We start from the raw sequence: 25,662 nt of genomic DNA on the forward strand, positions 1-25,662 counted from the left end.
GCATGTAGCGACAGCGCCGATGTCGAGCGCTGTGGGCCTGGCGCTGCCGTGGTCGCCAAGGCCTTGTGCATGCCGCGCGGCGGCGGCATGCGAACGCTCAATCGAGCGTGATGTTCATGGCCTTCACGTCGCGGCCCCAGCGCGTGAGTTCGCGGTCGATCTGCGCGGCGAAAGCCTTGGGCTCGCTGGTGACCGGCTCCACGCCCTGCATGTCGAACTGCGCCCGCACCTCGGGCTTGTGGATGATCTTGTGCACCTCGCGCGCCAAGCGTTCGACGATGGCCGGGTCGGTGCCGCCGGTGGTGAACAGGCCGTACCAGGACGTGAAGGCGTAGCCCGGCAGGCCGACCTCGGCAACGGTGGGCACGTCGGGCAGGGACTTCACGCGCTGCTTGCTGGTAACGGCCAGGATGCGGGTCTGGCCCGTCTTGGCCGAGACGATGGCGGGTGGGATGCCCGAAAAAATCGCCTGCACCTGGCCGCCGGCCACGTCGGTGAGGGCCTGGCTGTTGCCCTTGTACGGGATGTGCACGATGTTCACGTTGGCTTGCTGCGCGAACAGCGCGCCCGCCAGGTGCAAGGTCGAGCCGGTGCCCGACGACGCGTAGTTGATGAGCCCCGGCTCCTTGCGCGCGGCCTCGATGAAGGCCTTCACGTTCTTGTACGGCAGCTTGGCGTTGACCAGCAGCGCGTTGCCCGACTCGGCCACCAGCGAGATGGGCGCGAGGTCTTTGCGCGGGTCGAAGCTGAGGCTCTTGGCCAGCACCGGTGCAATCGTGTTGCCGCCGATGGAGCCCAGCAGCAGCGTGTGGCCGTTCTTCGGTGCCTTGGCGACGAACTCGCTGGCGATGAGGCCGCCGGCGCCTGCACGGTTCTCGACCACCACGGTCTGCCCCAGGCTCTGCTGCAGCTCCTTGGCGAGGATGCGCGCCAGGATGTCGTTGCCGCCGCCGGGCGCGAAGCCGACGATCATCTTCAGCGGCTGCGTGGGCCAGGCTTCGGCGGCGGTGGCGGCAGTACTCACCAGGCCCAGCGCGCCAACGAGCAAGGCGAGCGTGGTGCGGGCGGCGAACAGTCGGCGGGTGGGGTGCGTGGTCAAGGTGAGTCCGAAAACAGGGAAGGGCACCCGCGGGCGCGCGAGCGGAAGCAGCGATTCTGATGATGGAAAAGCTTTTGAGAAAGCGATAATTTCTTCGTCAACTTGAAAGAAATGCTTTCTCATCATGCCCAGCCTGCGCGTGCTTCGCACCTTCCTTGCCGTGGCCGCCGAAGGCTCCTTCACCGCGGCCGCGCAGCGCGTTGCGCTCACGCAGGCGGCCGTCGGCCTGCAGATGCGCACCCTCGAAAGCGACCTCAAGCGCCCGCTCTTCGCGCGGCGCGGCAAGCTGGTCGCGCTCAACGAGCAGGGGCGTGCGCTGGTGCCGGTGGCCACGCAGATTGTCTCGCTGTACGAGCAGGCCCGCCACGGCACGCAGGCCGACGCGCCGCTGGCCGGCACCGTGCAGTTCGGCGCCATCGTGTCGGGGCTGGGGCAGCTGGTGCGCGCCACGCTGGAACTCAAGCGCCGCCATCCGGCGGTCGACTTGCACGTGGTCTCGGGCAAGTCGAACCCGCTCATCGCACAGGTCGAAAGCCGCGACCTCGATGCCGCGGTGGTCGTGCACAACCCGGCCGTCCACCGGCCGTCGCTCATCTGGACGCCGCTGTATGCCGAACCGATGGTGCTGCTCACGCCGGCCGCCTCGCGCCCCGCCAGCCCGCGTGCCATGGTGGAGCGCTACCCCTTCATCCGCTTCGACCGCGGCGAGCACACCGGCGAGCTGGTGGAGCGCACGTTGCGCCGGCTGCGCGCCAAGCCGCAGGAATTTTTGGAGCTGAACTCGATCGAGGCGATCGTCGACCTGGTGCGTGACGGGTTGGGCGTCGCCGTGTTGCCGCACTTGGCGGAGCGTGACTGGGGCGCCGACCCGATGCTGCGGCTGCTGCCCATTCCACAGGCCGCCGAGCGCCGCGAACTCGCATTGGTGCAGCTGCGCAATGCGCCACGCGCAGAAATCATTGCGGCCGTGGCGCAGCAGTTCCTCGCCGCCATGGCGCCGGACGGCCAACCTTAATCGTCAGGGTCCTGAGGCCCGGCCAGCAGCCCGAGCACCAACCCGCCTAGGACGATGGCCAGGGCAAGAATCAGCGATGCCTCTGCGAGTAGTCTCATGGTGTCCTGCAATGAATCTCCCCCTCACGGTGTGGCCTGTCATTGAACGCAAGTTCGCTGACCGGCGGCTGAGTGCGGAAGCAAGAAGGGTTTTGTGCGGGGCTTCAGCCAGGCTTCAGGTTGGCCGCCGATACTGGCGGCGACGGTCTTCTGGCGTTGGTAGAGGACGCTTCGGCACCCGCCCTTCGGGGTGGTTCCTCGAGGCCGGAGGTCGTCACAGTTTTCATCGCCGGGCCATGCGCTCTCAGGCCCGCGCGCTCTCGCCGAGCCACACCGGCTCGTTCGACGTGTCGGGAAAATCGGCGGTGTCGATCAGCGGCGCTTCATCAACTTCAGACACGCGCCGCGCCACCGGCGCCATGTGCCGCAGCTCGTAGCCCCGCCCATACACCGAGACCAGCACGAACTCGCCGCCCTTGTGCAGCGACAGCTTGCGGCGGATGCTGGCCACGCAGCAGTCGAGCGTGCGGCTCGTGCGTTCGATGCGCGCGTCCACCCACAGCGAGGCCAGCAGCCAGTCGCGCTCCAGCAGCCGGCCCGCGTTGCGGAACAGCAGCAGTGCCAGTTCGAACTCGCGCGGCTTCAGGCGCACCTCGGTGCCGCCGTAGGCCACCACGCGGCGCTCGCCGAGGAACTGGTAGTCGCCGAAGCACGCGGCCGCGGCCTGCGGTTGCAGCAAGGTGCGGTTGCGCCGCAGCGATTCGCGCACGCGCAGTTCCAGCTCGAACTCGTCGACGGGCAGCACCGCGAAGTCGATGCTCGCGCCCTGCGTCTCGCCGCCCGCGGCCGACAGCACATCGACCAGCAGATCGCGCTGCGACGCGCGCGCCACCAGAAAAATCGGAATGCGCAGCGCGCGGCACATCGCCGTGAGGATCGGCCACGCGCCTTCGTCTTTCAGCACGACCAGCAACAGGCCGAACTGCTGGCCCTGCGTGATGGCCAGCAAAAAGTCGGTGCTGTCGCCGAAGCACACGGGGTCGCAGCCCATCAGGCGCAGGCGGTTGCCCCAGCCGGCCTCTTGCGCTTCGTCGCAACCGACCAGCGCGATGCGCCGCGCGCCTTGCTGCGCGGCCATCATGCGCGGGCTCCCGGGCTGGCGACCTTCTGGTGGCGAGGAATTGGGGTGGAAGGAGACGTCTTCATGTCGGTGGCATCCATGCGAAGGTGGTGAAGGGCGTCCCGGGTTGATGGCATGGCGGTCAGGGGCGGGCGGCGGCGGTGCTGCGCGGCAGCTTCCAGCCGATGCCCGCGTTGAAGCCCCACTCCCGGCCCGTGCTGGACACCGCCATGCCCCAGGCCGTGTCGCCGTCGCCCGACGTGCGCTTGAAGCCCAGCGACGCGGCCGTGTAGCCCCGGTAGGTACCGAAGGCCAGGCCGACGGCCTGTTCGCCGGGCCGGTACGACGGCACGTAGGCGGAGGACATGGCAATGGCCATGGCCGCGCCCGAGTACGCGATGCGCGCCGTGTCGCCGACGGCCGTGCGCACCGGGTGCAGCTGGCCGAGGTTGATGGCGTCGTCCGACCGCACGGCGGGCGCGAGTTCGAAGGCATGGGCGCCGGCGCACGCGAGCCACAGCAGCACCAGCGGGATCGCTGTGCGTGCGGGTGCGAAACGTGCGGACGCGTTCACGAGACTGCTCAGCCGGCCGCCAGCCGGGTGCCCGCGCCGGCCTGCGTCTTGCGCACGCCGTCGGGGCCGTAGAAGGGTTGGGCGCGGGCCTGCAGGAAGTGCAGCGCCTGCTGCGTGAAGTCGAGGTGCGCGTACACCAGCGTGCCGTTGTGCAGGTTGCGGTTGCGTGCTTCTTCGGCAAGCGCGAGCAGCTCGCGCCAGGCCTGGCGCGTGGGTTCACCGCCCGCTGCAGCGGCCGCATCCGCACCCGCGCGGCCGGGCCCGAAGCCCAGCGCCGCCTGCAGCGATTCACGCTGCTGGTCGAGTTCGGCCATGCGGTCGAGCAGCGCGGTCTTGCGGCCGGCGATGGCGTTCAGCGCGTCGAAGGCGCTGTCCGACATGGCCTGGGCCTCCTCGTCCAACACCGCGAGAAATTCCTCGATGCAGCCCGCTTCCGCACGCAGCTGTGCCAGCAAGGTCGTCATGCCTCGCCCTTCGGTGCGAGCAGCTCGCGCACGCTGGCCAGCAGGCCGTCGGCGATGCGCTCGGGACGGATCTCGTAGCGGCCGGCGCGAATGTCCTCGCGGATGGCGGCCACGCGCGCCGCGTCGAAATCGCTGCCCCCCACGGCGGCGGGCATCGCATGGACGAGCGCAGAAACGGGGGTCGCTTCCTTCGGGCGCTGCACGGCCTCGGCGGACGTCGACGGAGCCGGCGCACCCGGGGCGGGGGTGCGGTGCAGGGGCGTGGCCGAAGGGGCGGTGGGATCGATTTTCAAGGTGATTCCTCAGGGGCTGACCCGTATATCGGCAGCCGGTGCAAGAACTTTAGGAAGGGCGTGCATGAAGTGAAGCCTGCGCGGACGCGGCGGCCGCTACTGCACCAGCCGGACCTGTCCTTCCTCGTCGGCCACGCCGCGAATCACCCGGCCGTCCAGGGTCTTGGCCTGCACCACCGCACCCACCGCGGCGCCGCTCAGGGCCTTGCCCTCGGTGCTGACGACAAAGCCCGGCCCCTGCGCCACCACCTTCACGGCCTGGCCCTGCTGGATCACGGCAACGCCGCGCAGCAGCTCCTTGCGGATCGGCGCGCCGGGCGCCACGCGGTTGGCGCTCACCATGCCGGCCAGCTCGGCCGCGCTGGTGACCACCGAGCGCGGCAGCCGCGTGAGGTCGCCGGTGCGCTCGACCACGTCGCCGGCACCCAGCGGGCGGCCCGCGTCGATGGCGTGCGCAGCCACCAGGTAGCGGCCTTGCACCGCGACGCGCGCCTGCACGAAGCGCGTCCATGGCCGCTCGGCATGGCAGCGCACGCCCACCGAGATACGGCCCCACGGCGTGACGCCCGGCGGCAGGAACACCTCGGGCGCGTCGCACGGCGGCAGCGCCGACGTGCCACGTCCTTCGAGGCTCACCGTCACCTGGCCCGGCAGGCCGGCGCTTTGCACCTGGAGGTAGGTTTCGACGGCCTTCTCGGCTGCATCGCTTGCGACCGCAGCGGACGACATCGCGCACGCCATCCCCATCGCACAGGCGGTGCGCAGCAGGTGTCGGCGAAGCGGCGAGAGGGTCATCGAAGGCGAAGAAGTGGGGCGAAAAATCGAAGGCACCGGTGCAAGGAAGCCGAACCGGCGCCCCTGGATTTTTATGAATTTGCCCTGCGAGCGAAGGTGCGAGCAGCAGGCGAAACCCCCCTTTGTTCGGGCGATTGCCAACGCGCGGCATGCATAGACTCGCTTTCCATCGGTCGCTGCGCCCCGTGCACTGGCGACGCCTCAACAGATGGAACAAAGATGATCGACAAGCTGGATGCGGCGTTTCGCTTCCACCGCGAAGCGCTCCATCTCCGGGCAGAACGCCAGGAGGTGCTCGCGGCCAACATCGCCCATGCCGACACGCCGAACTACAAGGCGCGCGACTTCGACTTCGGCGCGCGCCTGAGCGAAGCCGTCGAGCGCGGTCGTGCATCGTCGTCGGTGTCGATGGCCACCACCTCGTCGCGCCATCTCGCGGGCCAGGCGCAGGCCACGGCCGGCCACGACCTGCAGTACCGCGTGCCGCACCAGTCCAGCCTCGACGGCAACACGGTCGAGATGGACGTCGAGCGCGTGGCCTTCGCCGACAACGCGCTGCGCTACGAGTCGAACCTCACCCTCATCAACGCCAAGATCAAATCGCTCCTGTCGGCGGTACAGCCATGAACATCTTCGACGTGGCGGGCTCCGCCATGACCGCGCAATCGCAGCGCATGAACGTGACCGCGAGCAACCTCGCCAACGCCGAGAGCGTGGCCGGCCCCGACGGCCAGCCCTACCGCGCCAAGCAGGTGGTGTTCGAGGTGGCGGCTTCGGGTCGGCGCGACATCGGCGGTGTCAAGGTGTCCGGCGTCATCGAAGACCCGTCGCCCGCCAAGCTGGTGTTCGACCCCAAGAGCCCGCACGCCAATGCGCAGGGCTACGTGGCGATGCCCAACGTCAACGTGGTCGAAGAGATGACCAACATGATCTCGGCCTCGCGCAGCTACCAGGCCAACGTCGAGGTGCTCAACACGGCCAAGACGCTGATGGTCAAGACGCTGACCATCGGCCAGTAACCCACGCACGCACGCACACCTCCCGCAGGAAGAACCCCGACCCCATGGCCCTTTCCGACACCTCGTCCATCAGCGGGCTGAACGCGCCCACGGCGGCGAACAGCAACAACAACGTGTCCAGCGCCGACAGCGAGCAGCGCTTTCTCAAGCTGCTCGTCACGCAGCTGAACAACCAGGACCCGCTCAACCCGATGCAGAACGCCGAGCTCACCTCGCAGCTCGCGCAGATGAGCACCGTGAGCGGCATCGAGAAGCTCAACGCCACGCTCTCCGGCCTCGTCAACCAGACCGGCGCCAACCAGCTGCTGCAGGCCACCTCGCTCATTGGCTACAACGTGCTGTCGCCCGGCGACGTGCTCACCACCAAGAAGCCCGAAGACGGCAAGGACCCCGCCACGCAGGCCTTCGCGGTGCAACTGCCGGGCACCGCCGCCGATGTCGAGATCAAGATCGTCGACAGCACCGGCAAGGTGATCCGCACGCTCGATGCGGGCGCCATGAAGGAAGGCGTCAACGCCGTCACCTGGGACGGCAAGGACGACCTGGGCGTCGCGGTGCCGCCGGGCGCCTACCGCTTCACGGTCGATGCCAGCAACAACGGCACGACGGTGAAGGCCACCGCGCTCACCTTCTCGCAGGTGGCCGCCGTGAAGCAGGGCGCCGACGGCGTGACGCTCGAGCTGGCCTCGGGCGCCAGCATCGGCCTGGGCGACGTGCGCCTGTTCCTCTGAGCTTTCATCTTCGTCTTCGTTTTCGCCGTGGCCCGCGTGGGCTGCGCATCTTTTCCTCGCATCGAACAAGGACCCTCTCATGAGTTTTTCCCAAGGCATCAGCGGACTCGGCGTGGCCGCGGCAAACCTCGACGTCATCGGCAACAACATCGCCAACTCGGGCACGGTGGGCTACAAGTCGGCCGCCGCCACCTTCCAGGACGTGTACGCCGGCTCGCGCGTGGGCCTGGGCGCTTCGGTGTCGGGCGTGACGCAGAACTTCACGCAGGGCGTGACGCAGTCGAGCACGCGCCCGCTCGACGTGGCCATCCTCAACGGCGACGGCTTCTTCCGCCTGGCCAGCACCAGCGGCGAGGTCTTCTACTCGCGCAACGGCCAGTTCACGCGCGACAAGGACGGCTACATCGTCAACGCGCAGGGCCTGCAGCTCACCGGCTACGGCGCCAACGCCAGCGGCGGCATCAGCGGCGGCACGCCGGGGCCGATCCAGGTGCAGGGCGGCATGATGCCGCCCAAGCCCACGGCCAACGTCGACGCGCAGTTCAACCTCGACGCGCGCAGCACGGTGCCCGCCAAGACGCCGTTCAACCCCACCGACGCCGCCACCTACAACTACCCGAACGCGATCGGGCCTATCTACGACTCGCTGGGCAACCCGCACGACGTGGCCGTGTACTTCGTGAAGACGGCGGCCAACACCTGGAACGTGTACGGCACCTCCGACGGCGCACCGCTGAACGGCGGCGCCGCGCTGTCCAACGTGACCTTCGACGCCAAGGGCGTCATGACCGCACCGGCCTCGGGCGCGTTCAACATCGGACCGCTCACCTTCACCAACGGCGCCTCGCCGCTCACCACCTCGGTCGACCTCACGGGCACCACGCAGTTCGGCAGCGCCAACGGCATGAGCAAGCTGGGCCAGGACGGCTACAAGTCGGGCGAGCTCACCGCGTTCTCGATCAACCCCGACGGCACCATCACCGGCAAGTTCTCCAACGAGCAGACGCGTCTGCTGGGCCAGGTCGTGCTGTCGTCGTTCGCCAACCCGAACGGCCTGGAGCCCAAGGGCAACAACGTGTGGGCCGAGACGCAGGCCTCGGGCAATGCGCTCACCGGCACGCCGGGCGAAGGCACCAAGGCCGGCTCGCTGGCCTCGGGCGCGCTGGAGTCGTCCAACGTCGACCTGACCTCCGAGCTGGTGAACCTCATCGTCGCGCAGCGCAACTACCAGGCCAACGCGCAGACCGTGAAGACGCAGGACCAGGTCATGCAGACGCTCATGAACATCCGCTGACCGGGAGCATCGCGTGGATCGAATGCTGTATGTCGCCATGAGCGGCGCCAAGCAGGCCATGGAGCAGCAGGCCGTGGTCGCCAACAACATGGCGAACGTCTCGACGCCGGGCTTCCGTGCGCAGATCGCGACCTTTCGCGCCGTGCCCGTGGTCGGCGAGGAAGCGCCCACGCGCGCCTTCGTGGCCGCCACAACGCCCGGCGCCGACTTCACCCACGGCCCGCTCACGCAGACCGGCCGCGCGCTCGACGTGGCCGTGGGCGGCGAGGGCTGGCTGGTGGTGCAGGCGGCCGACGGCGGCGAGGCCTACACGCGCGTCGGCAACCTGCAGATCGGCGCCGACGGCCAGCTCACGACGATGGGCGGGCGCCCCGTGGTGGGCGACAACGGCGCACTCACCGTGCCGCCGGGTTCGGCTGTGAGCATTGCGTCGAACGGCCTCGTGGGTTCGCGCGATGCGGCCTCGACCGTGCTCACCGGCATCGCCGAAGTGGGCCGGCTCAAGCTGGTCAACCCGCCGACGACCGACCTCGTGCGCGGCGACGACGGCCTGTTCCGCATGCGCGCCGACCTGCCGCCGGCCGAGGCCGACGAGGCCGTGACGCTGATCTCGGGCGCCATCGAGGGCAGCAACGTGCAGCCGGTCGATGCGATGGTCGCAATGATCGCCAACGCGCGCAGCTTCGAGATGCAGATGAAGTCGCTGCAGACCGCCGACATCAACGCGCAGACCGCCAACAAGCTGCTGGCCTACGGCTAACCCCATCCCAAGAATTCCCCTCCAATGATCCGCTCCCTCTACATCGCCAAGACCGGCCTGGACGCGCAGCAGACGCAGCTGGACGTCGTGTCGAACAACCTGGCCAACGTCGGCACCACCGGCTTCAAGCGCAGCCGCGCCGTGTTCGAAGACCTGGTCTACCAGAACCTGCGTCAGGTCGGCGGCCAGAGCTCCGACCAGACGCGCCTGCCCTCGGGCCTGCAGGTCGGCACCGGGGTGCACGTGGTCGCCACCGAGCGCATCCACTCGCAGGGCAACCTCACCAAGACCGACAAGCCGACCGACGTGGCCATCAGCGGCGGCGGCTTCTTCCAGGTGCTGATGCCCGACGGCACCACCTCGTACACGCGCGACGGCTCGTTCCAGACCGACCGCGACGGCCAGCTGGTCACGGCCAGCGGCTTCCCGGTGCAGCCGGCCATCACCATCCCGGCCAACGCCACCAGCATCACCGTGGGCCGCGACGGCATCGTGTCGGTGGTGCAGGCGGGCGCCACCAACACCGTGCAGGTCGGCCAGCTGCAGCTCGCGACCTTCGTCAACCCCACGGGCCTGCAGAGCCAGGGCGAGAACCTGTACGCCGAGACCGATGCGTCGGGCGCGCCCAACCAGGTGAACCCCGGCGTGGACGGCGCGGGCACGCTGAGCCAGGGCTATGTCGAGGCCTCCAACGTCAACGTGGTGGAAGAGCTGGTCAACATGATCGCCACCCAGCGCTCGTACGAGATCAACAGCAAGGCGGTCCAAACGTCCGACCAGATGCTGCAGCGCCTGGCCCAGTTGTGATGCGTGCGGGGGAGCGTCTTCTTCGCCGTGCGGCGCTGCTGCTCGTGGCCGCGCTGGCCGCCGGTTGCGCGCAGGTGCCGCGCGAGCCGCTGGTGCACCAGCCGATGACCGCGCGCGCCGACCAGTACGCGGCCGTGCAGGCGCGGCGCGCCCCCGGTGCGATCTTCCAGGACGGCCCCGGCGCCAACGCGCTGTTCGAAGACCGCCGCCCGCGCAACGTCGGCGACATCCTCACCATCGTCATCAGCGAGAAGGTCAACGCGACCAAGAACTCGGGCGCCAACGCCAGCCGCACAGGCAACACGACCGGCGTGTTCGCGGCCATTCCGAAGCTCATCGGCGGCCTGCTCGACGGGCAGGAGACCAAGCTGTCGGGCACCAACACGCTCAACGCCAAGGGCGGCGCCAACGCCAACAACACCTTCAACGGCGTGATCACCGTCACCGTGACCGACGTGATGAGCAACGGCAACCTGCTGGTGAGCGGCGAGAAGCAGATGGGCATCAACCAGGGCACGGAGTACATCCGCTTCTCGGGCGTGGTGAACCCGCGCACCGTGTCGGGCAACAACACCGTGCCCTCGACACTGGTGGCCGATGCGCGCATCGAGTACTCGGCCAAGGGCTACATCGATGAAGCCCAGCACATGGGCTGGATGCAACGCATCTTCTTGAACGTGATGCCATTCTGATGACACACCTCCCCTTTTCGCGCACCTCGAATCGCTGGCGCATGGCGGCGTTGTGCGCGCTCCTGTTCATCGCGCCCGCGCACGCCGAGCGCCTGAAGGAACTCGCCAGCATCCAGGGCGTGCGCGACAACCCGCTCATCGGCTACGGCCTCATGGTCGGGCTGGACGGCACGGGCGACCAGACGATGCAGACGCCGTTCACCACGCAGAGCCTGAACAACATGCTGCAGCAGCTGGGCATCACGATCCCGCAGGGCGTGAACATGCAGCTGAAGAACGTGGCGGCCGTGATGGTGACGGCCACGCTGCCGTCGTTCGCGCGGCCGGGCCAGAACATCGACGTCACGGTGTCGTCGATGGGCAATGCCAAGAGCCTGCGCGGCGGCACGCTGCTGATGACGCCCCTCAAGGGCGTGGACGGCGCAACGTACGCCGTGGCGCAGGGCAACATGGTGGTGGGCGGTGCGGGCGCCGCGGCCAACGGCAGCAAGGTGCAGGTCAACCAGCTGAGCTCGGGGCGCATTCCCGCCGGCGCGCTGGTGGAGCGCACGGTCGAGGCGCCGGTGGGCGCGGAGGGTTCATTCACCATCGAGCTGAACCGCTCCGACTTCGGCACCGCACAGCGCGCCATGGACGCGATCAACCGCCAGTTCGGCGCCGGCACCGCCGAGGCGATGGACGCGCGCGTGATCCGCGTGCAGGCGCCCGAGCCGCAGCGGCGCGTGGGCTTTCTCGCGCAGCTGCAGGAGCTCGAAGTCACGCCCACGCAGGCGGGCGCGCGGGTGGTGGTGAATGCGCGCACGGGCTCGGTCGTGATGAACCAGGCGGTGCGCGTCAAAGACTGCGCCGTGGCGCACGGCAACCTGTCGGTGGTGATCAACACCGAGCCGGTGATCAGCCAGCCGGGCGCGTTCTCGGGCGGCAGCACGGTGGTGGCGCAGACCTCGCAGATTTCCGTCAACCAGGGCGGCGGCGCGATCCAGATGGTGCGCGGCGGTGCGTCGCTGGCCGATGTGGTGAAGGGGCTGAACAGCCTGGGCGCGAACCCGCAGGACCTGGTGTCGATCCTGCAGGCCATGAAGTCGGCCGGTGCCTTGAGCGCCGAACTCGAGATCATCTGAGGACGACGGCATGACCATCTCCGCCAACACCGCATGGACCGGCACCGACGCGGCCAGCCGCAGCGGTGCGCTCGACCAGCGTTTTGCGCTCGACGTGCAGGGCGTCGATGCGCTGCGGCGCACCGTGCGCACTTCGCCCGAAGAGGGCCTGCAACAGGTCTCGCGCCAGTTCGAGGCGCTGTTCATGAACATGGTGCTCAAGAGCATGCGCGAGGCCACGTCCTCGAGCGGCCTGCTCGACAGCCAGGACCAGAAGGTCTACTTGTCGATGTTCGACCAGCAGCTCACGCAGAACCTTTCGGGGCGCGGCGTGGGGCTTGCCGAAGCGATGCTGGCGCAGCTGCGGCGGCAGATGCCTTCGGCGGCGCCTGAAGCCGACCATGGCATCGGCACGCGCCCGATGTCGCTCGAGCCGCCCGCCGGCTTGCCGTACGGTCCGCGCGCGGGCATTCCCATCGGCTCGGCGCCTGGCGCGCGCGTGTCGACTGCAGCCGACCTCGGTGTCTATCAAATGAAGAGCGGCCCTGCACCGGCCGCGAACGCCTCGCTGCAAGGCCAGGTCGATGCGTTCGTGGACCGCATGGGCGCCTCGGCACAGGCGGCCAGCGCCGCCAGCGGTGTGCCCGCGCCGCTGATCCTGGCGCAGGCCGCGCTCGAATCCGGCTGGGGCAAGCGCGAGATCCGCGCCGACGACGGCACGCAAAGCTTCAACCTCTTCGGCATCAAGGCCGACAAGGGCTGGAAGGGTGCCACGGTCGAGACCACCACCACCGAATACATCGACGGCGAGCCGCAGAAGGTGCGCGCCAAGTTCCGGGCTTATGCCTCGTACGAGGAGGCCTTCACCGACCACGCGCGCTTCATCACGCGCAACCCGCGCTACGCGAACGTGCTGGCGACCGCCGATCCGGCCGAGGCCGCGCACGGCCTGCAGCGCGCGGGCTACGCCACCGATCCGAAGTACGGCGAGAAGCTGGTTCGCATCATGCAGAAGTTCGGCTGAGCCGCTCGCACAGCCTGACTTGACTGCCCGGACCCGAGAACAACGACACGAGAGGCCCCGAGAGGAGACAAGCGAATGACGATCAAGAATTGGACGACCGGAATGCGGCTGGGCGCCGGCTTTGCGCTGGTGCTGGCGCTGCTGGTGGCCGTGGCGGGCATCGGCGTGCTGCGGCTGCAGGGCGTGGGCGAAGCCACGCAAGACCTGGCCTCGCGCACCCTGTCGAAGGAGCGCCTGGCCACGGCCTGGCAGCTGGGCACCGCCACCAACAGCGTGCGCACCTTCTCGCTGCTCAAGAGCGACGACGCGCAGGTGCAGGCTTATCTGCAAAAGCAGATCGCCGCGACCAGCGCCACCATTTCCGAGACGCAGACGGCGCTCGAGGCGCTGCTCAGCACGCCCGAAGAACTGGCACTGAGCGCCGACATCCAGAAGCGGCGCGGCGACTACATCGCGCTGCGCAAGCAGATCCTCCAGCTGAAGGCCGACGGCCAGAAGGACGAGGCCGCGACGCGCACCGACACGCAGCTGCTGCCGATGCTCGACGGCTACGACGCGAGCATCCGCGCGATGGTGACGCACCAGCAAAAGCACATCGACAGAACGGCCGCCGCCATCGACGCGCAGTACCGCGCAGGCCGTCTCTACATCGTCGCGCTGGCCGCGGCCGCGCTCGCGCTGGGCGCGGTGCTCGCGTGGCTGCTCACGCGCAGCATCGCCCAGCCGATCGCCGAGGCGCTGCTGATCGCCGAGACCGTGGCCTCCGGCGACCTGAGCCAGGAGTTCGAGACCGACCGTGGCGGCGACTTCGGCCGGCTGCTGCGTGGCATGGGCGAGATGGAGGACACGCTCACCGACCTCGTGACGCGCATCAAGGCCTCGACCGATTCGATCGCGGTGGCGTCACGGCAGATTGCGGCGGGGAACCAGGACCTGTCGTCACGCACGGAAGAGCAGGCGAGTTCGCTGGAGCAGACAGCAGCGTCGATGGAGGAGCTGACCTCGACGGTGAAGCAGAACGCGGACAACGCGCGACAGGCGAACCAGCTGGCGGTGTCGGCTTCGGAAGTCGCCGTCAAGGGTGGCGCTGTCGTGTCGCAAGTCGTGGACACGATGGGCTCGATCAATGCGTCGTCCAGGAAGATCGTCGACATCATCGGTGTGATCGATGGCATCGCGTTCCAGACCAACATCCTCGCGCTGAATGCGGCCGTTGAAGCAGCGCGTGCCGGTGAGCAAGGCCGAGGCTTTGCGGTGGTTGCTTCTGAAGTTCGCAGCCTCGCACAGCGCTCCGCCGCAGCCGCCAAGGAAATCAAGACCCTGATCGGCGACTCGGTAGAGAAGGTCGAAGAAGGCAGCAAGCAGGTTGCCGAAGCCGGCCGCACGATGGAAGAGATCGTGGGCAGCGTGAAGCGCGTGACGGACATCATGGGCGAGATCACTGCGGCCAGCCAGGAGCAGACCTCGGGCATCGAGCAGATCAACCAGGCGATCACGCAGATGGACCAGCTGACGCAGCAGAACGCAGCGCTGGTCGAAGAAGCGTCGGCCGCGGCGCAGTCGCTGCAGGAGCAGGCGAGCAACCTCGTAGAGGCTGTCAGCACCTTCAAGCTCGACGCCGACGAAGCCGTCGTGGCTTGAACGCCCCGTGTCTACGCATTTCCATCCGAAAGCCTTGCGCCGCGTCGGCATGGGCTTCGCTGCATTGCTCCTGTTGTTGGCCGTGGCGCTCTTCCTCGGCTTCCGTGTCGGTACCGGCTGCGCTTGGGCACTTCATGCCGTGTGGGCGCTGGCCGGCGCCGCCTGCCTGACCGGCCTTGGCCTCGCGGGTCTTGCGGCACGTGCACGGGCGCGTTCGACCCGCCACGACGCGAAGGTCGCCGAGCGGCTGGACCGGGTGTTCCAGCACGTCAACGCCACCGACGCCTGACAGAGAACGCATGCGCCCGCGCCCCGATCCGCACCGATATTCAGAAAAAAGACTCAAGTCTGGCGGCGCGCTGCCGATAACAGGGAGACGGGGTGGCGCAGGCCGCCCCGACATGAAGCCATGTCATGCCGGTGGCCCGCCGCGCGATGCGGCCACCGCTCCCCGTTATTGAAGGAAGAAAAGCGCAATGAGTTTGAAGGATCTGAAAATCGGCACCCGCCTCGGGCTCGGCTTCGCGGCGTTGCTGCTGCTGATGGCGTTCATTGCGGGCACCGGAGTGCTTCGCCTCACGAACGTGGGCCAGGCGACCGACGAGATGGTGCAGGGCGCGCTGGTCAAGGAGCGCCTGGCGACCGAATGGCTGAGCCTGCTCAAGTCGAACACCGTCGCCAACTACGCGATGGTCAAAACCACCGATCCCGAGATCGCGGCGTATTTCGCCAAGCTCCAGGCGGCCGGATCGGCGCGCATCACGCCGGCGCAGAAGCAGCTGGAGGCGATGCTCGCCAGCCCGGAAGAAAAGGCGCTCTATGCGGCGGTGGTCGCGGCGCGCGTCGTCGTGCTCGAGACCGTGGGCACGCTCAACAAGCTGAAGGACGAGAAGAAGCTCGACGAAGCCAATGTGCTGGTCGACACCAAGTTCAGCGCGGCGCTTTCCGTCTACGCCAACGCCGTCGAGAGCCTGGCGAACCACCAGCGCGAGAAGATCGACGCCGCCGCCAAGGGCATCGCGGCCGACCACACCGAAGGCCGCACCGCGCTGCTCGCGCTGTCGGCCATCGCGCTGGTGTTGGGCGCGCTGTTCGCCTGGCGCCTCACGCTGGGCATCGTGCGTCCGCTGGGCCATGCGCTCGAAGTGGCCGAGACGGTGGCGGCAGGAGACCTGAGCGCGAACATTCGCGTGGAGAGCCGCGACGAGACGGGCCAGCTGATGCAGGCGCTGAAGGACATGAACGCGAATCTCGCCAAGGTGGTGGGTGAAGTGCGCACGGGCACAGAGACGATCGCCACGGCATCGGGGCAGATCGCCTCGGGCAACCAGGACTTGTCGTCGCGCACCGAAGAGCAGGCGAGTTCGCTGGAGCAGACGGCGGCGTCGATGGAAGAGCTGACCTCGACGGTGAAGCAGAACGCCGACAACGCGCGGCAGGCCAACCAGCTGGCGGTCTCTGCGTCGGAAGTTGCGGTGAAGGGCGGCGCGGTCGTGTCGCAGGTGGTGGACACGATGGGGTCGATCAACGCCTCGTCGAAAAAGATCGTGGACATCATCGGCGTGATCGATGGCATCGCGTTCCAGACCAACATCCTCGCGCTGAATGCGGCCGTGGAAGCCGCACGTGCCGGCGAACAAGGCCGAGGCTTTGCAGTAGTCGCTTCCGAAGTTCGCAGCTTGGCCCAACGCTCGGCAGCAGCCGCCAAGGAAATCAAGACGCTGATCGGCGACTCGGTAGAGAAGGTCGAAGAAGGCAGCAAGCAGGTCGCAGAAGCCGGCCGCACGATGGAGGAGATCGTGGGCAGCGTCAAGCGCGTGACCGACATCATGGGCGAGATCACCGCAGCGAGCCAGGAGCAGACCTCGGGCATCGAGCAGATCAATCAGGCGATCACGCAGATGGACCAGGTGACGCAGCAGAACGCGGCGCTGGTCGAGGAAGCGTCGGCGGCGGCGCAGTCGCTGCAGGAACAGGCCGGCAGCCTGTCGCAAGTCGTCGGCGTGTTCCGCCTCGGCGGCAGCCGCAGCAACGCCTTGGCATTAGCTTGAAGGCGACGCACCGGCCATGCGCGTCAATCTGCCCGTCACCGACATCGAATACGAACTCTCGAAGGAAGAGGCCCTGGTGTCCCGCACCGACCTCAAGGGCCGCATCACCTACGTCAACCCCGCCTTCGTCGCGGCCAGTGGCTTCGCTGCCGGCGAACTGCTGGGCAAGGCGCACAACATCGTGCGCCATCCCGACGTGCCGCCCGAGGCCTTCGCCGACCTCTGGCGAACGCTCGACCAAGGCCTGCCCTGGACCGGCCTCATCAAGAACCGCCGCAAGAACGGCGACTTCTACTGGGTGCTCGCCAACGTCACGCCGATCCGCCACCAGGGCCGCGTGGAGGGCTACATGTCTGTGCGCAGCCGCCCCGCGCGCGAGGATGTGGCAGCCGCCGATGCGCTCTACCGCCGCATGCGCGAGGGCGAAGCCAAGGGCCTCGAACTGCTGCAGGGCGAAGTGGTGCGCAGTGGCTGGGTGCGTCCGCTGGCGCGACTGCGGCGCATCCCGGTGCGGCGCCGCGTGTTCGGCGTGACCGTCGCGGCGGCGGCGCTGTCAGCGGGCCTGGGCGCGATGGGCTGGATGGAAGCATCCCGCTTGACGGCGGCGTCCGGCGCGCACAGCTGGCTGCCCACTGCCGTGGCGGCGGGCAGCATTGGCGCTGCGCTGGCGTGGCTGGGCCTCGGTGCGTTCCTCGGTCGCACGGTCTTCCGTCCGCTCGATGACGCCATCGAGGTCGCGCGAACCATCGCGGGTGGTGACCTGGTGCGCTTCACGGTGCGGCCCGGCGACGAGATCGCGGGGCTGCTGCGCGCGTTGAACCAGATGAGCGCCAACCTCTTCGCGATCGTCGCGGACGTGGGTGCAAATGTCGCGGGCGTGATGTCGGCGTCGAGCCAGATCGCCTCGGGCAACCAGGACCTGTCGTCGCGAACCGAGCAGCAGGCCAGCTCGCTCGAACAGACGGCCGCATCGATGGAAGAGCTGACCTCGACGGTGAAGCAGAACGCGGACAACGCACTGCAGGCGAACCAGTTGGCCGTCTCCGCGTCGGAGGTGGCCGTGAAGGGCGGCGCCGTGGTGTCGCAGGTCGTGGACACGATGGGCTCGATCAACGCCTCGTCGAAAAAGATCGTCGACATCATCGGCGTGATCGACGGCATCGCGTTCCAGACCAACATCCTCGCGCTGAACGCGGCCGTGGAAGCCGCACGCGCGGGCGAGCAGGGCAAGGGCTTCGCGGTGGTTGCGTCGGAAGTGCGCAGCCTGGCGCAACGCTCGGCCGCTGCCGCGAAAGAAATCAAGACCCTCATCGGCGACTCGGTGGAGAAGGTCGAGGCGGGCAGCAAGCAGGTGGCCGAGGCCGGCCGGACCATGCAGGAGATCGTCGGCAGCGTGAAGCGCGTGACCGACATCATGGGCGAGATCACGACGGCGAGCCAGGAGCAGACCTCGGGCATCGAGCAGATCAACCAGGCCATCGCGCAGATGGACCAGGTGACGCAGCAGAACGCCGCGCTGGTCGAAGAAGCGTCGGCCACGGCGCAGTCGCTGCAGGAACAGGCCGAGGGCCTGGTCCGGGCCGCAGGGGTATTCAGGACCGGGGCGGGCGAGGGTGCCGGCGTCCGGGATGCGTATTGAACGAGGAGAAGAACACATGCTGAACCACACCAGAGACAACACATCGCCGTCCGCATCCGCCGCGGCCAACCGCCTGGAGGTCGTGACCTTCAAGCTCGGCGACGAGGAATACGGCATCGACATCCAGAAGGTGCAGGAGCTGCGCGGCTACGACGCCGTGACGCGCATCGCGAACGCGCCCGACTACATCAAGGGCGTGGTCAACCTGCGCGGCATCATCGTGCCGATCATCGACATGCGCATCAAGTTCGAGCTGGGCGCACCCACCTACGACCAGTTCACGGTGGTGATCGTGCTGAACATCTCGGGCCGCGTGGTGGGCATGGTGGTGGACAGCGTGTCGGACGTGATCACGCTCACGGCCGAGCAGATCAAGCCGGCGCCCGAGATGGGCTCGGTGCTCGACACCGACTACCTGATCGGCCTGGGCACGCTGGACGAACGCATGCTGATCCTGGTGGACATCGACCGGCTGATGTCCAGCGAAGAAATGGGCCTCATCGAATCCGCCGCCACCGTTTGAGGACCACCCCATGACATTCTTTTCGAACCTTCGCATCGGCACCCGCCTGACCCTCGCGTTCGCCATCGTGCTGGGGCTGTCGATCATCTCCAGCGCCGTGGGGCTGATGTCCGCGCACAAGAACGCCGAAGCCACGCGCATCATGATGCAGAGCCCGCTGGCCAAGGAGCGGCTCATTGCCGACTGGTACGTGCTGACCTACTCGGCCATTGCACGCACCTCGATGATCGCGCGCACCACCGACGAGGCGCTGCCGATGCTGTTCGCCGACGTGATCTCCGAGAGCGTGAAGAAGGGCACCGAGACCATGGCCAAGGTCGAGGCGCTGCTGGTCACCGACGAAGAAAAAGCGACCTACAAGTCCATCGTCGAGCTGCGCGCCAAGTACCAGTCCGCCAAGGACGACGTGACCCGCGCCAAGGCCAGCGGCAACACGGTCGAGACCGTGCGCGCCTACCAGCTGTCGTTCCAGCCGGCCGCCAAGGCCTATGAAAACCGCGTGCTCGAACTGCTGGCCATCGAACGCCGCGCCATCGACGACATGAGCCACGCCATCGACGCGGCGAATGCGAAGAGCTTCAACCTGCGGCTGCTGCTGACGGCACTCACGGTGTTGCTGGGCGGCTTGTTCGCCTTCTTCATCTCGCGCAGCATCGTGCGTCCGCTGGCCAAGGCGGTCGGCGTGGCCGAGACCGTGGCGGCGGGTGACCTGAGCGCGAACATCCGCGTGGACAGCCGCGACGAGACGGGCCAGCTGATGCAGGCGCTGAAGGACATGAACGCCAACCTGGCGAAGGTGGTGGGCGAAGTGCGCACGGGCACGGAGACGATCGCCACGGCCTCGGGGCAGATTGCTTCGGGCAACCAGGACCTGTCGTCGCGCACCGAAGAGCAGGCGAGTTCGCTGGAACAGACGGCAGCGTCGATGGAAGAGCTGACCTCGACGGTGAAGCAGAACGCGGACAACGCGCGGCAGGCGAACCAGCTGGCGGTGTCGGCTTCGGAAGTCGCGGTCAAGGGCGGCGCGGTCGTGTCGCAAGTGGTGGACACGATGGGTTCGATCAATGCGTCGTCCAAGAAGATCGTCGACATCATCGGCGTGATCGACGGCATCGCTTTCCAGACCAACATCCTTGCGTTGAATGCTGCTGTGGAAGCGGCACGCGCCGGCGAGCAAGGCCGAGGCTTTGCGGTCGTGGCTTCGGAAGTCCGCAGCCTCGCACAACGCTCTGCCGCAGCCGCCAAGGAAATCAAGACGCTGATCGGCGACTCGGTGGAGAAGGTCGAAGAAGGCAGCAAGCAAGTCGCCGAGGCGGGCCGCACGATGGAAGAGATCGTGGGCAGCGTGAAGCGCGTGACGGACATCATGGGCGAGATCACGGCGGCGAGCCAGGAGCAGACCTCGGGCATCGAGCAGATCAACCAGGCGATCACGCAGATGGACCAGGTGACGCAGCAGAACGCGGCGCTGGTCGAAGAAGCGTCGGCAGCCGCGCAGTCGCTGCAGGAGCAGGCCGGCAGCCTCGTGCAGGCCGTGAGCGTGTTCAAGCTCGACGCGAACGCGGTCGCGACGACCCGCGCGAGCTTCACGCGCATCACGCCGATTCCCAAGCCGCCGAAGCCGACGCCCAAGCCGCGCGCCAAGGCGCTGCCCACGCGCCGCGAACCGACCGGCACGCCGCAGCTCGCGATGGCCGGCGACGCCAAGGGCGACTGGTCGGAGTTCTGAGAAAGACGGCATGAACGTACGCGCCCCTCAACTTCGGGCGCGCGCTGCCGATAACTACGGGGAGGCATCGCGCGCGATGCCGCTCCCACACACCCCTTTGACAGGTAAAGCCTTATGTCCGGAAGCATGTTCTACACAGGTCTGAGCGGCCTCGCGGTCGCCCGCACCGCGCTGATGACCACGGCCCACAACACCGCCAACGTGTACACGGCCGGCTACAGCCGCCAGATCGCGCAGATCGCCACGGCCGGCGGCATTGCCAGCGGCTCGGGCTTCATCGGTTCGGGCGCCAACGTGACGACCGTGGCGCGCAGCTACGACCGCTACCTCACGGCGCAGCTGGCCACCGCGCAGTCGCAGTCGGCCGCGCTGGCCACCAACGGCGTGCAGGTCAACCGCATCGACACGCTGCTGGCCGACAAGACCTCGGGCATCGCGCCGCTGATGCAGAGCTTCTTCACCAGCGTGCAGGGCGTGGCCAACACGCCGGCCGACCCGGCGGCGCGCCAGCAGATGATCAGTGCGGCGCAGTCGCTGGCCAGCAAGTTCCGCGCAACCGACCAGTACCTGTCGGACCTGAACACCTCGGTCAATGAGCAGATCGTGGGCAGCGTGAGCCAGATCAACACCTACGCCGCCAAGATCGCCAGCCTGAACCAGCAGATCAGCCAGATGAGCGCCGTGGCCGGCGGCCAGGCGCCGAACGACCTGCTCGACCAGCGCGACCAACTGGTGAGCGAGCTGAGCCAGGTGGTCGACGTGCGCGTGCTGCAGCAGGACGACGGCAAGTACAACGTGTTCATCGCCACCGGCCAGTCGCTGGTGGTGGGCGACCACGCCTCCAAGATGGCGGCGGTGGCGTCGTCGTCGGACCCGACGCGCCAGGTGGTGGCGCTGTCGGGCTTTGCCGGCAACACCGTCGAGCTCGACGACAGCGCCTTCACCGGCGGCGTGCTCGGCGGCCTCATGGCCTTTCGCAAGGACACGCTGATTCCCACGCAGAACGCCATCGGCCGGCTCGCCATGTCGGTGGCCGACGCGGTGAACGCGCAGCACAAGCTGGGCGTGGACCTGAACGGCGTGCTGGGCCAGAACTTCTTCTCGCAGGCCGTGCCGGGCACGATCGCCAATGCCGGCAACACCGGCACCCTCGAATTCGGCGCCACGCTGACCGACGCGTCGAAGCTCACCACGAGCGACTACAACGTGAGCGTGACCGACGTGGCGGGCACGCTCACCTACACGGTCACGCGGCTTTCGGACAGGACGCCGATGGGCAGCTTCACGACCTTTCCGATCAGCTTCGACGGCGTGAGCCTCACGGCCGCGAGCGGCACGGCGCAGGCCGGCGATTCGTTCCTGGTACAGCCCACGCGCACCGGCGCGCGCGACGTCGACGTGCTGGTGCGCGACCCGGCCAAGGTGGCCGCCGCGTCGCCCGTGATCACCGGCAACACCGCAGGCAACAAGGGCAGCGGCGCACTGGGCGGGGCCACGGTCGACGCCGCCTACCCGGGCTCGCCGCTGGCCGGCAACGTCACACTGAGCTTCAACACGGGCACCGGCACGCTGTCGGGCTTTCCGGCCGGCTCGGCCGTGACCGTCACGCGCGCCGACGGCACCGCCACCAGCTATCCGGCCGGCACGCCCGTGCCGTACACGGCGGGCGCGAAGATGAGCTTCGACGGCATCACCGTGAGCATGACGGGCGCGCCCGCGCAGGGTGACACCTTCACCATCGGCAAGAACACCGGTGGTGTGTCCGACGGCGGCAACGCGCTGTTGCTGGGCGCGCTGCAGCGCAAGACCACCATGTCGAACGGCACCGCGACCTTCAACGGCGCCTACTCGCAGCTGGTGAGCGACGTCGGCAACCGCGCCATGTCGATCAAGGTGGCCGCCGTCACGCAGGACAGCGTGACCGGCCAGATCAAGGCCAGCCAGCGCGCGATTTCCGGCGTCAACCAGGACGAGGAAACCGGCAACCTGCTGATGTTCCAGCAGATGTACCAGGCCAATGCCAAGGTGATCCAGACCGCCTCGGCGATGTTCGACGCCATCCTCGGCATCAGCAACTGATCCCCACACCCCCGCACAGATTTCAGGACCCGCGATGCGCATCAGCACCCAATCCTTCTTCGAACAGAGCCTGCAGTCGATGGGCCTGCAGCAGCAGAAGCTGTTCAGGGTCCAGCAGCAGCTGGCGACCAACTCCAAGTTCCTGTCGGCCGGCGACGACCCGGTGGGCGCGGCGCGCGCACTCGGCGTGAGCCAGACGCTGGCGGAGGGCGCCCAGTTCACCACCAGCCGCCAACGCGCGGCGCTGGCGTTGTCGACCGAGGAGAACGCGCTCGACTCGGTGACGTCGATCCTGCAGCACGTGAAGACGCTGGTCGTGCAGGCCGGCGGTGGTGGCCTGTCGGACGCCGACCGCGGCTCGCTCGCCACCGCCATCCAGAGCAGCCTGGAGCAGCTCGTGGGCGTGGCCAACAGCGACAACGGCAATGGGCAGTACCTGTTCGCCGGCTTCAAGAGCGGCAGCCCGCCCTTCGTGATGGCCGACGGCGGCGGCGTGCAGTACGTGGGCGACCAGGGCGAGCGGCTGATGCAGATCGACGTGGCGCGCCAGATGTCGACCTCGGACGACGGCCGCAGCATCTTCCAGACGGTGCAGGGCGGCGCGGGCTACGTGGCCTCGGGCGCGCCCGCCAACACCGGCTCCGGCGTGTTCGGCGCGGTGAGCACCACCGACGCCACCGCCCCGAACTACGGCAAGGATTTCACCATCCGCTTCACCGGCACCGACTACACGGTGATGACCAAGGACACGCCGCCGGTCGTGGCCGCGAGCGGCACGTTCACCGCCGGAAGCCCGATCACGTTCGGTGGCGTGCAGATCGCCATCAGCGGCACGCCGGCCAACGGCGACAGCTTCGACGTGTCGACCGCGCAGAACGCCGGCACCGACATCTTCGCGGCCCTGGGCGAGCTGGTGACCGCGCTGCGTGCGCCGCTCAACGGCGGCGGCGAGGCGGCCCAGGCGCAGCTGCGCAACGCGTTGAGCACCGCCAACGTGAAGGTCACGAACGCGCACGACAACGTGCTCACCGTGCTGTCGTCGGTGGGCTCGCGCCAGGTCGAACTCGAGGCGCTCGACAGTGCGGGTGCGATGAACAAGCTGCAGGAAGAAAGCTACCTGTCGTCGATCGAGGACCTCGATCCGTACGCCGCGATTTCTGATTTCTACCAGCGACAGTCGTCGTTGCAGGCGACGCAGATGACGTTTGCGCGGTTGAACAGCATTTCGCTCTTCAACTACCTGTAAGGGTGGAAGGGGCGACCGTGGTGACTTGCGTCACGACGGTGGCCCATGCAGCACCAGGCGTTCGCAGGGCCTATGCTTGGCGGTCAAGAACAAGCCCCGTCTCTGCCGGCCACTGCCGCGAGACAACGTCACCATGCACCCGACCGGAACCCTGCGCGGCATCGCCGCGATGCTGTTGGCTTGCGCCTTCTTCGCCTGCATGGACGCGCTGCTCAAGAACCTCGCGGGGCACTATCCGCCGGTGCAGGTGATGGCGCTGCGCGGACTCACGGCGCTGCCGTTGGTGTGCCTGTACATCGCCTGGCGGCGCGAGGCCGCCGGCGTTTTCAATCGCCGGCTGCGTTGGCCTTTGCACCTGCTGCGCACGGGGCTGAATATGACGATGCTCGTGCTCTTCGTGCACGGCTTGAAGTCCTTGGGCCTGGCCGAGGCCTACACGCTCACGTTCATTGCACCGCTGCTGATGGTGCTCATCGCCGTGCCGCTGCTGGGCGAGTCGATTCTTCCGCGCCACTGGATCGCCATCGGGCTGGGCTTCGCCGGTGTCGTGATCGCGCTGCGGCCCGAGCAGGGCGCCTTTCTCTCGACGGGCGCCGTGGCGATTCTGGTGGCCGCCGTCTGCTATGCGCTGTCGAACATGCTGGGCCGGCTCATCAGCCGCACCGAACCGAGCACCGCGCTGGTCTTCTGGACCACGGCCGGCATGGCGCTTGGCGGAAGCCTGCTGGCGGCGCCGCAATGGGTGCCGCTCCAGGCCGAGCACACGTGGGTGCTTGCCGGCCTGGCCGTCAGCGGTTTCCTGGGCCAGCTGGCCATCGCCGAGGCCTTCCGCCACGGCCAGGCCGCGGCCATCGCGCCCTTCGAGTACAGCGCCCTCGCGTGGGCGCTCGTGCTGGACTGGGTGTTCTGGCAGGCCGCGCCCGATGCATGGACGCTGGGCGGCGGCGCGTTGATCATCGCGAGCGGGCTGTGGCTGGCGCGAAGCGAGGCGCCACGGTCTGCGCAGAAAAGGCGGAAGGCGGCCTGAACTGCGGCGCCTGGTTCAGGCGGGGATGTTCAGGGGCGCGAACGACTTCACCAGGTCGTCCAACGCCTTCAGCTGCGTGAGGAACGGCTCCAGCTGGTCCAGCGGCAGGGCGCTGGGACCGTCGCACTTGGCCTGTGCCGGGTCAGGATGCGCTTCAAGAAAGAGGCCCGCCAGGCCCACCGCCAGGCCCGCACGCGCCAGCTCGGCCACTTGCTCGCGTCGCCCGCCAGAGGCGATGGCGTTCGCCTCGCGTTGCTGGAGCGCATGCGTCACGTCGAAGATGACGGGCAGGTTCCCCGTGACTTTCTTCATGGTGCCGAAGCCGAGCATGTCCACCACCAGGTTGTCGTAGCCGAAGCAGGTGCCGCGGTCGCACAGGATGACGGGGGAGGTGCCCGCCTCCTGGATCTTCTCGACGATGTTGAGCACCTGCGTCGGGCTCAGGAACTGGGGCTTCTTGACGTTGATGACCTTGCCCGTCTGGGCCATCGCGACGACCAGGTCGGTCTGGCGGGCGAGGAACGCAGGCAGCTGCAGAACGTCGACCACTTCGGCGACGGGCTTCGCCTGCCATGGCTCGTGCACGTCGGTGAGAACGGGCACGCCGAACGCCGCCTTGACGGCCTCGAAGATCTTCAGGCCCTCTTCCATGCCGGGGCCCCGGTAGGAGTGGATCGACGAGCGGTTCGCCTTGTCGAAACTGGCCTTGAAGACGTAGGGAATGCCGAGCTTTTGCGTGACGCGGACGTACTCCTCGGCCGCACGCAGGGCCATGTCCTTCGATTCGAGGACGTTCACGCCGCCAAACAGGACAAAGCCGTTGTTGTTGCTGACGTGGATTGCGGGGTTGATGGCGACGGTGGTCAAGGCGAGCTCCTCTGTACGGTGTGGGGTGCATTCTC

The 25,662-nt window shown here is 68.0% G+C and carries 26 protein-coding genes; 19 read left to right on the forward strand and 7 right to left on the reverse strand.

All coding sequences use genetic code 11. The annotated features are described in order from the left end of the window. Window positions 1-97: 97 nt before the first annotated feature. The gene (locus CY658_RS05185; protein WP_257884705.1) at window positions 98-1,099 is read right to left on the reverse strand and encodes a Bug family tripartite tricarboxylate transporter substrate binding protein; all 1,002 of its coding nucleotides are present in this window, start codon (window positions 1,097-1,099) and stop codon (window positions 98-100) included. Between the two features lie 124 nt (window positions 1,100-1,223). Here CY658_RS05185 and CY658_RS05190 point away from each other — a divergent pair, with 124 nt between their 5' ends. Continuing rightward, window positions 1,224-2,114 carry a LysR family transcriptional regulator gene (locus tag CY658_RS05190; protein WP_101489161.1) on the forward strand — a complete coding sequence of 297 codons (891 nt, stop codon included), beginning with the start codon at window positions 1,224-1,226 and terminating at the stop codon, window positions 2,112-2,114. Window positions 2,115-2,456: 342 nt separating this feature from the next. On the opposite strand, the gene CY658_RS05195 is transcribed toward CY658_RS05190, so the two are convergent. The 5 genes from CY658_RS05195 to flgA form a co-directional block, all read right to left on the reverse strand. After that, window positions 2,457-3,293, reverse strand: a complete 837-nt coding sequence (locus CY658_RS05195; RefSeq protein WP_101489162.1) for a response regulator transcription factor — start codon at window positions 3,291-3,293, stop codon at window positions 2,457-2,459. Window positions 3,294-3,414: 121 nt separating this feature from the next. Then, window positions 3,415-3,846 (reverse strand): YadA-like family protein, encoded by a 432-nt coding sequence (locus CY658_RS05200; RefSeq protein ID WP_101489163.1) that lies wholly within the window; start codon window positions 3,844-3,846, stop codon window positions 3,415-3,417. Between the two features lie 8 nt (window positions 3,847-3,854). After that, window positions 3,855-4,310, reverse strand: a complete 456-nt coding sequence (locus CY658_RS05205; protein WP_257884707.1) for a flagella synthesis protein FlgN — start codon at window positions 4,308-4,310, stop codon at window positions 3,855-3,857. Further along, window positions 4,307-4,603 carry a flagellar biosynthesis anti-sigma factor FlgM gene (gene flgM, locus CY658_RS05210; RefSeq protein WP_101489164.1) on the reverse strand — a complete coding sequence of 99 codons (297 nt, stop codon included), beginning with the start codon at window positions 4,601-4,603 and terminating at the stop codon, window positions 4,307-4,309. Before flgM ends, CY658_RS05205 begins: the two co-directional genes overlap by 4 nt. A gap of 96 nt (window positions 4,604-4,699) precedes the next feature. After that, entirely contained in the window at window positions 4,700-5,332 is a 633-nt protein-coding gene (flgA, locus tag CY658_RS05215; RefSeq protein ID WP_257884708.1) for a flagellar basal body P-ring formation chaperone FlgA, read from the reverse strand. A 285-nt stretch (window positions 5,333-5,617) separates the two neighbouring features. Between flgA and flgB the strand changes: the two genes are divergently transcribed. From flgB to CY658_RS05305, 18 genes are all read left to right on the forward strand, one after another. Continuing rightward, window positions 5,618-6,025, forward strand: a complete 408-nt coding sequence (gene flgB / locus CY658_RS05220; protein ID WP_101489165.1) for a flagellar basal body rod protein FlgB — start codon at window positions 5,618-5,620, stop codon at window positions 6,023-6,025. Next, window positions 6,022-6,417 (forward strand): flagellar basal body rod protein FlgC, encoded by a 396-nt coding sequence (gene flgC, locus CY658_RS05225; protein WP_070061526.1) that lies wholly within the window; start codon window positions 6,022-6,024, stop codon window positions 6,415-6,417. Before flgB ends, flgC begins: the two co-directional genes overlap by 4 nt. A gap of 44 nt (window positions 6,418-6,461) precedes the next feature. After that, on the forward strand, window positions 6,462-7,148 hold the full coding sequence (locus CY658_RS05230) for a flagellar hook assembly protein FlgD (RefSeq protein WP_101489166.1): 687 nt from the start codon (window positions 6,462-6,464) through the stop codon (window positions 7,146-7,148). Between the two features lie 79 nt (window positions 7,149-7,227). Then, entirely contained in the window at window positions 7,228-8,442 is a 1,215-nt protein-coding gene (gene flgE, locus CY658_RS05235) for a flagellar hook protein FlgE (RefSeq protein WP_101489167.1), read from the forward strand. Between the two features lie 13 nt (window positions 8,443-8,455). Then, window positions 8,456-9,202 (forward strand): flagellar basal body rod protein FlgF, encoded by a 747-nt coding sequence (locus CY658_RS05240; protein WP_101489168.1) that lies wholly within the window; start codon window positions 8,456-8,458, stop codon window positions 9,200-9,202. Window positions 9,203-9,226: 24 nt separating this feature from the next. Next, window positions 9,227-10,009 (forward strand): flagellar basal-body rod protein FlgG, encoded by a 783-nt coding sequence (flgG, locus tag CY658_RS05245; RefSeq protein ID WP_101489169.1) that lies wholly within the window; start codon window positions 9,227-9,229, stop codon window positions 10,007-10,009. Then, window positions 10,009-10,701: a flagellar basal body L-ring protein FlgH gene (locus CY658_RS05250; RefSeq protein WP_101489170.1), complete on the forward strand. Its 693-nt coding sequence runs from the start codon at window positions 10,009-10,011 to the stop codon at window positions 10,699-10,701. The genes flgG and CY658_RS05250 overlap by 1 nt, the downstream gene beginning before the upstream one ends. Further along, window positions 10,701-11,822: a flagellar basal body P-ring protein FlgI gene (locus tag CY658_RS05255; protein WP_374221084.1), complete on the forward strand. Its 1,122-nt coding sequence runs from the start codon at window positions 10,701-10,703 to the stop codon at window positions 11,820-11,822. The genes CY658_RS05250 and CY658_RS05255 overlap by 1 nt, the downstream gene beginning before the upstream one ends. Window positions 11,823-11,832: 10 nt before the next feature. Next, window positions 11,833-12,825 (forward strand): flagellar assembly peptidoglycan hydrolase FlgJ, encoded by a 993-nt coding sequence (gene flgJ, locus CY658_RS05260; protein ID WP_101489171.1) that lies wholly within the window; start codon window positions 11,833-11,835, stop codon window positions 12,823-12,825. 75 nt (window positions 12,826-12,900) lie between these two features. After that, entirely contained in the window at window positions 12,901-14,466 is a 1,566-nt protein-coding gene (locus CY658_RS05265; protein WP_101489172.1) for a methyl-accepting chemotaxis protein, read from the forward strand. Between the two features lie 7 nt (window positions 14,467-14,473). Continuing rightward, window positions 14,474-14,755: a hypothetical protein gene (locus CY658_RS05270; protein ID WP_257884709.1), complete on the forward strand. Its 282-nt coding sequence runs from the start codon at window positions 14,474-14,476 to the stop codon at window positions 14,753-14,755. Between the two features lie 187 nt (window positions 14,756-14,942). Continuing rightward, complete coding sequence (locus CY658_RS05275) at window positions 14,943-16,517, forward strand: methyl-accepting chemotaxis protein (protein WP_101489173.1); 1,575 nt, start codon at window positions 14,943-14,945, stop codon at window positions 16,515-16,517. Window positions 16,518-16,533: 16 nt separating this feature from the next. Then, entirely contained in the window at window positions 16,534-18,156 is a 1,623-nt protein-coding gene (locus CY658_RS05280; RefSeq protein WP_101489174.1) for a methyl-accepting chemotaxis protein, read from the forward strand. 16 nt (window positions 18,157-18,172) lie between these two features. Continuing rightward, window positions 18,173-18,679: a chemotaxis protein CheW gene (locus tag CY658_RS05285; RefSeq protein WP_101489175.1), complete on the forward strand. Its 507-nt coding sequence runs from the start codon at window positions 18,173-18,175 to the stop codon at window positions 18,677-18,679. A 10-nt stretch (window positions 18,680-18,689) separates the two neighbouring features. Further along, window positions 18,690-20,408 carry a methyl-accepting chemotaxis protein gene (locus tag CY658_RS05290; RefSeq protein ID WP_101489176.1) on the forward strand — a complete coding sequence of 573 codons (1,719 nt, stop codon included), beginning with the start codon at window positions 18,690-18,692 and terminating at the stop codon, window positions 20,406-20,408. A 126-nt stretch (window positions 20,409-20,534) separates the two neighbouring features. Continuing rightward, window positions 20,535-22,487, forward strand: a complete 1,953-nt coding sequence (gene flgK, locus CY658_RS05295; protein WP_257884710.1) for a flagellar hook-associated protein FlgK — start codon at window positions 20,535-20,537, stop codon at window positions 22,485-22,487. Between the two features lie 34 nt (window positions 22,488-22,521). Next, window positions 22,522-23,733 carry a flagellar hook-associated protein FlgL gene (gene flgL, locus CY658_RS05300; RefSeq protein ID WP_101489178.1) on the forward strand — a complete coding sequence of 404 codons (1,212 nt, stop codon included), beginning with the start codon at window positions 22,522-22,524 and terminating at the stop codon, window positions 23,731-23,733. A gap of 133 nt (window positions 23,734-23,866) precedes the next feature. Continuing rightward, window positions 23,867-24,760 (forward strand): DMT family transporter, encoded by an 894-nt coding sequence (locus CY658_RS05305; protein ID WP_101489179.1) that lies wholly within the window; start codon window positions 23,867-23,869, stop codon window positions 24,758-24,760. Window positions 24,761-24,775: 15 nt separating this feature from the next. Here CY658_RS05305 and kdsA read toward each other — a convergent pair whose 3' ends face one another. Further along, window positions 24,776-25,627 carry a 3-deoxy-8-phosphooctulonate synthase gene (kdsA, locus tag CY658_RS05310; RefSeq protein ID WP_101489180.1) on the reverse strand — a complete coding sequence of 284 codons (852 nt, stop codon included), beginning with the start codon at window positions 25,625-25,627 and terminating at the stop codon, window positions 24,776-24,778. Between the last annotated feature and the right edge of the window lie 35 nt (window positions 25,628-25,662).

The sequence above is a fragment of the Variovorax sp. RO1 genome, from assembly GCF_002849325.1.
Lineage (GTDB): Bacteria > Pseudomonadota > Gammaproteobacteria > Burkholderiales > Burkholderiaceae_C > Variovorax.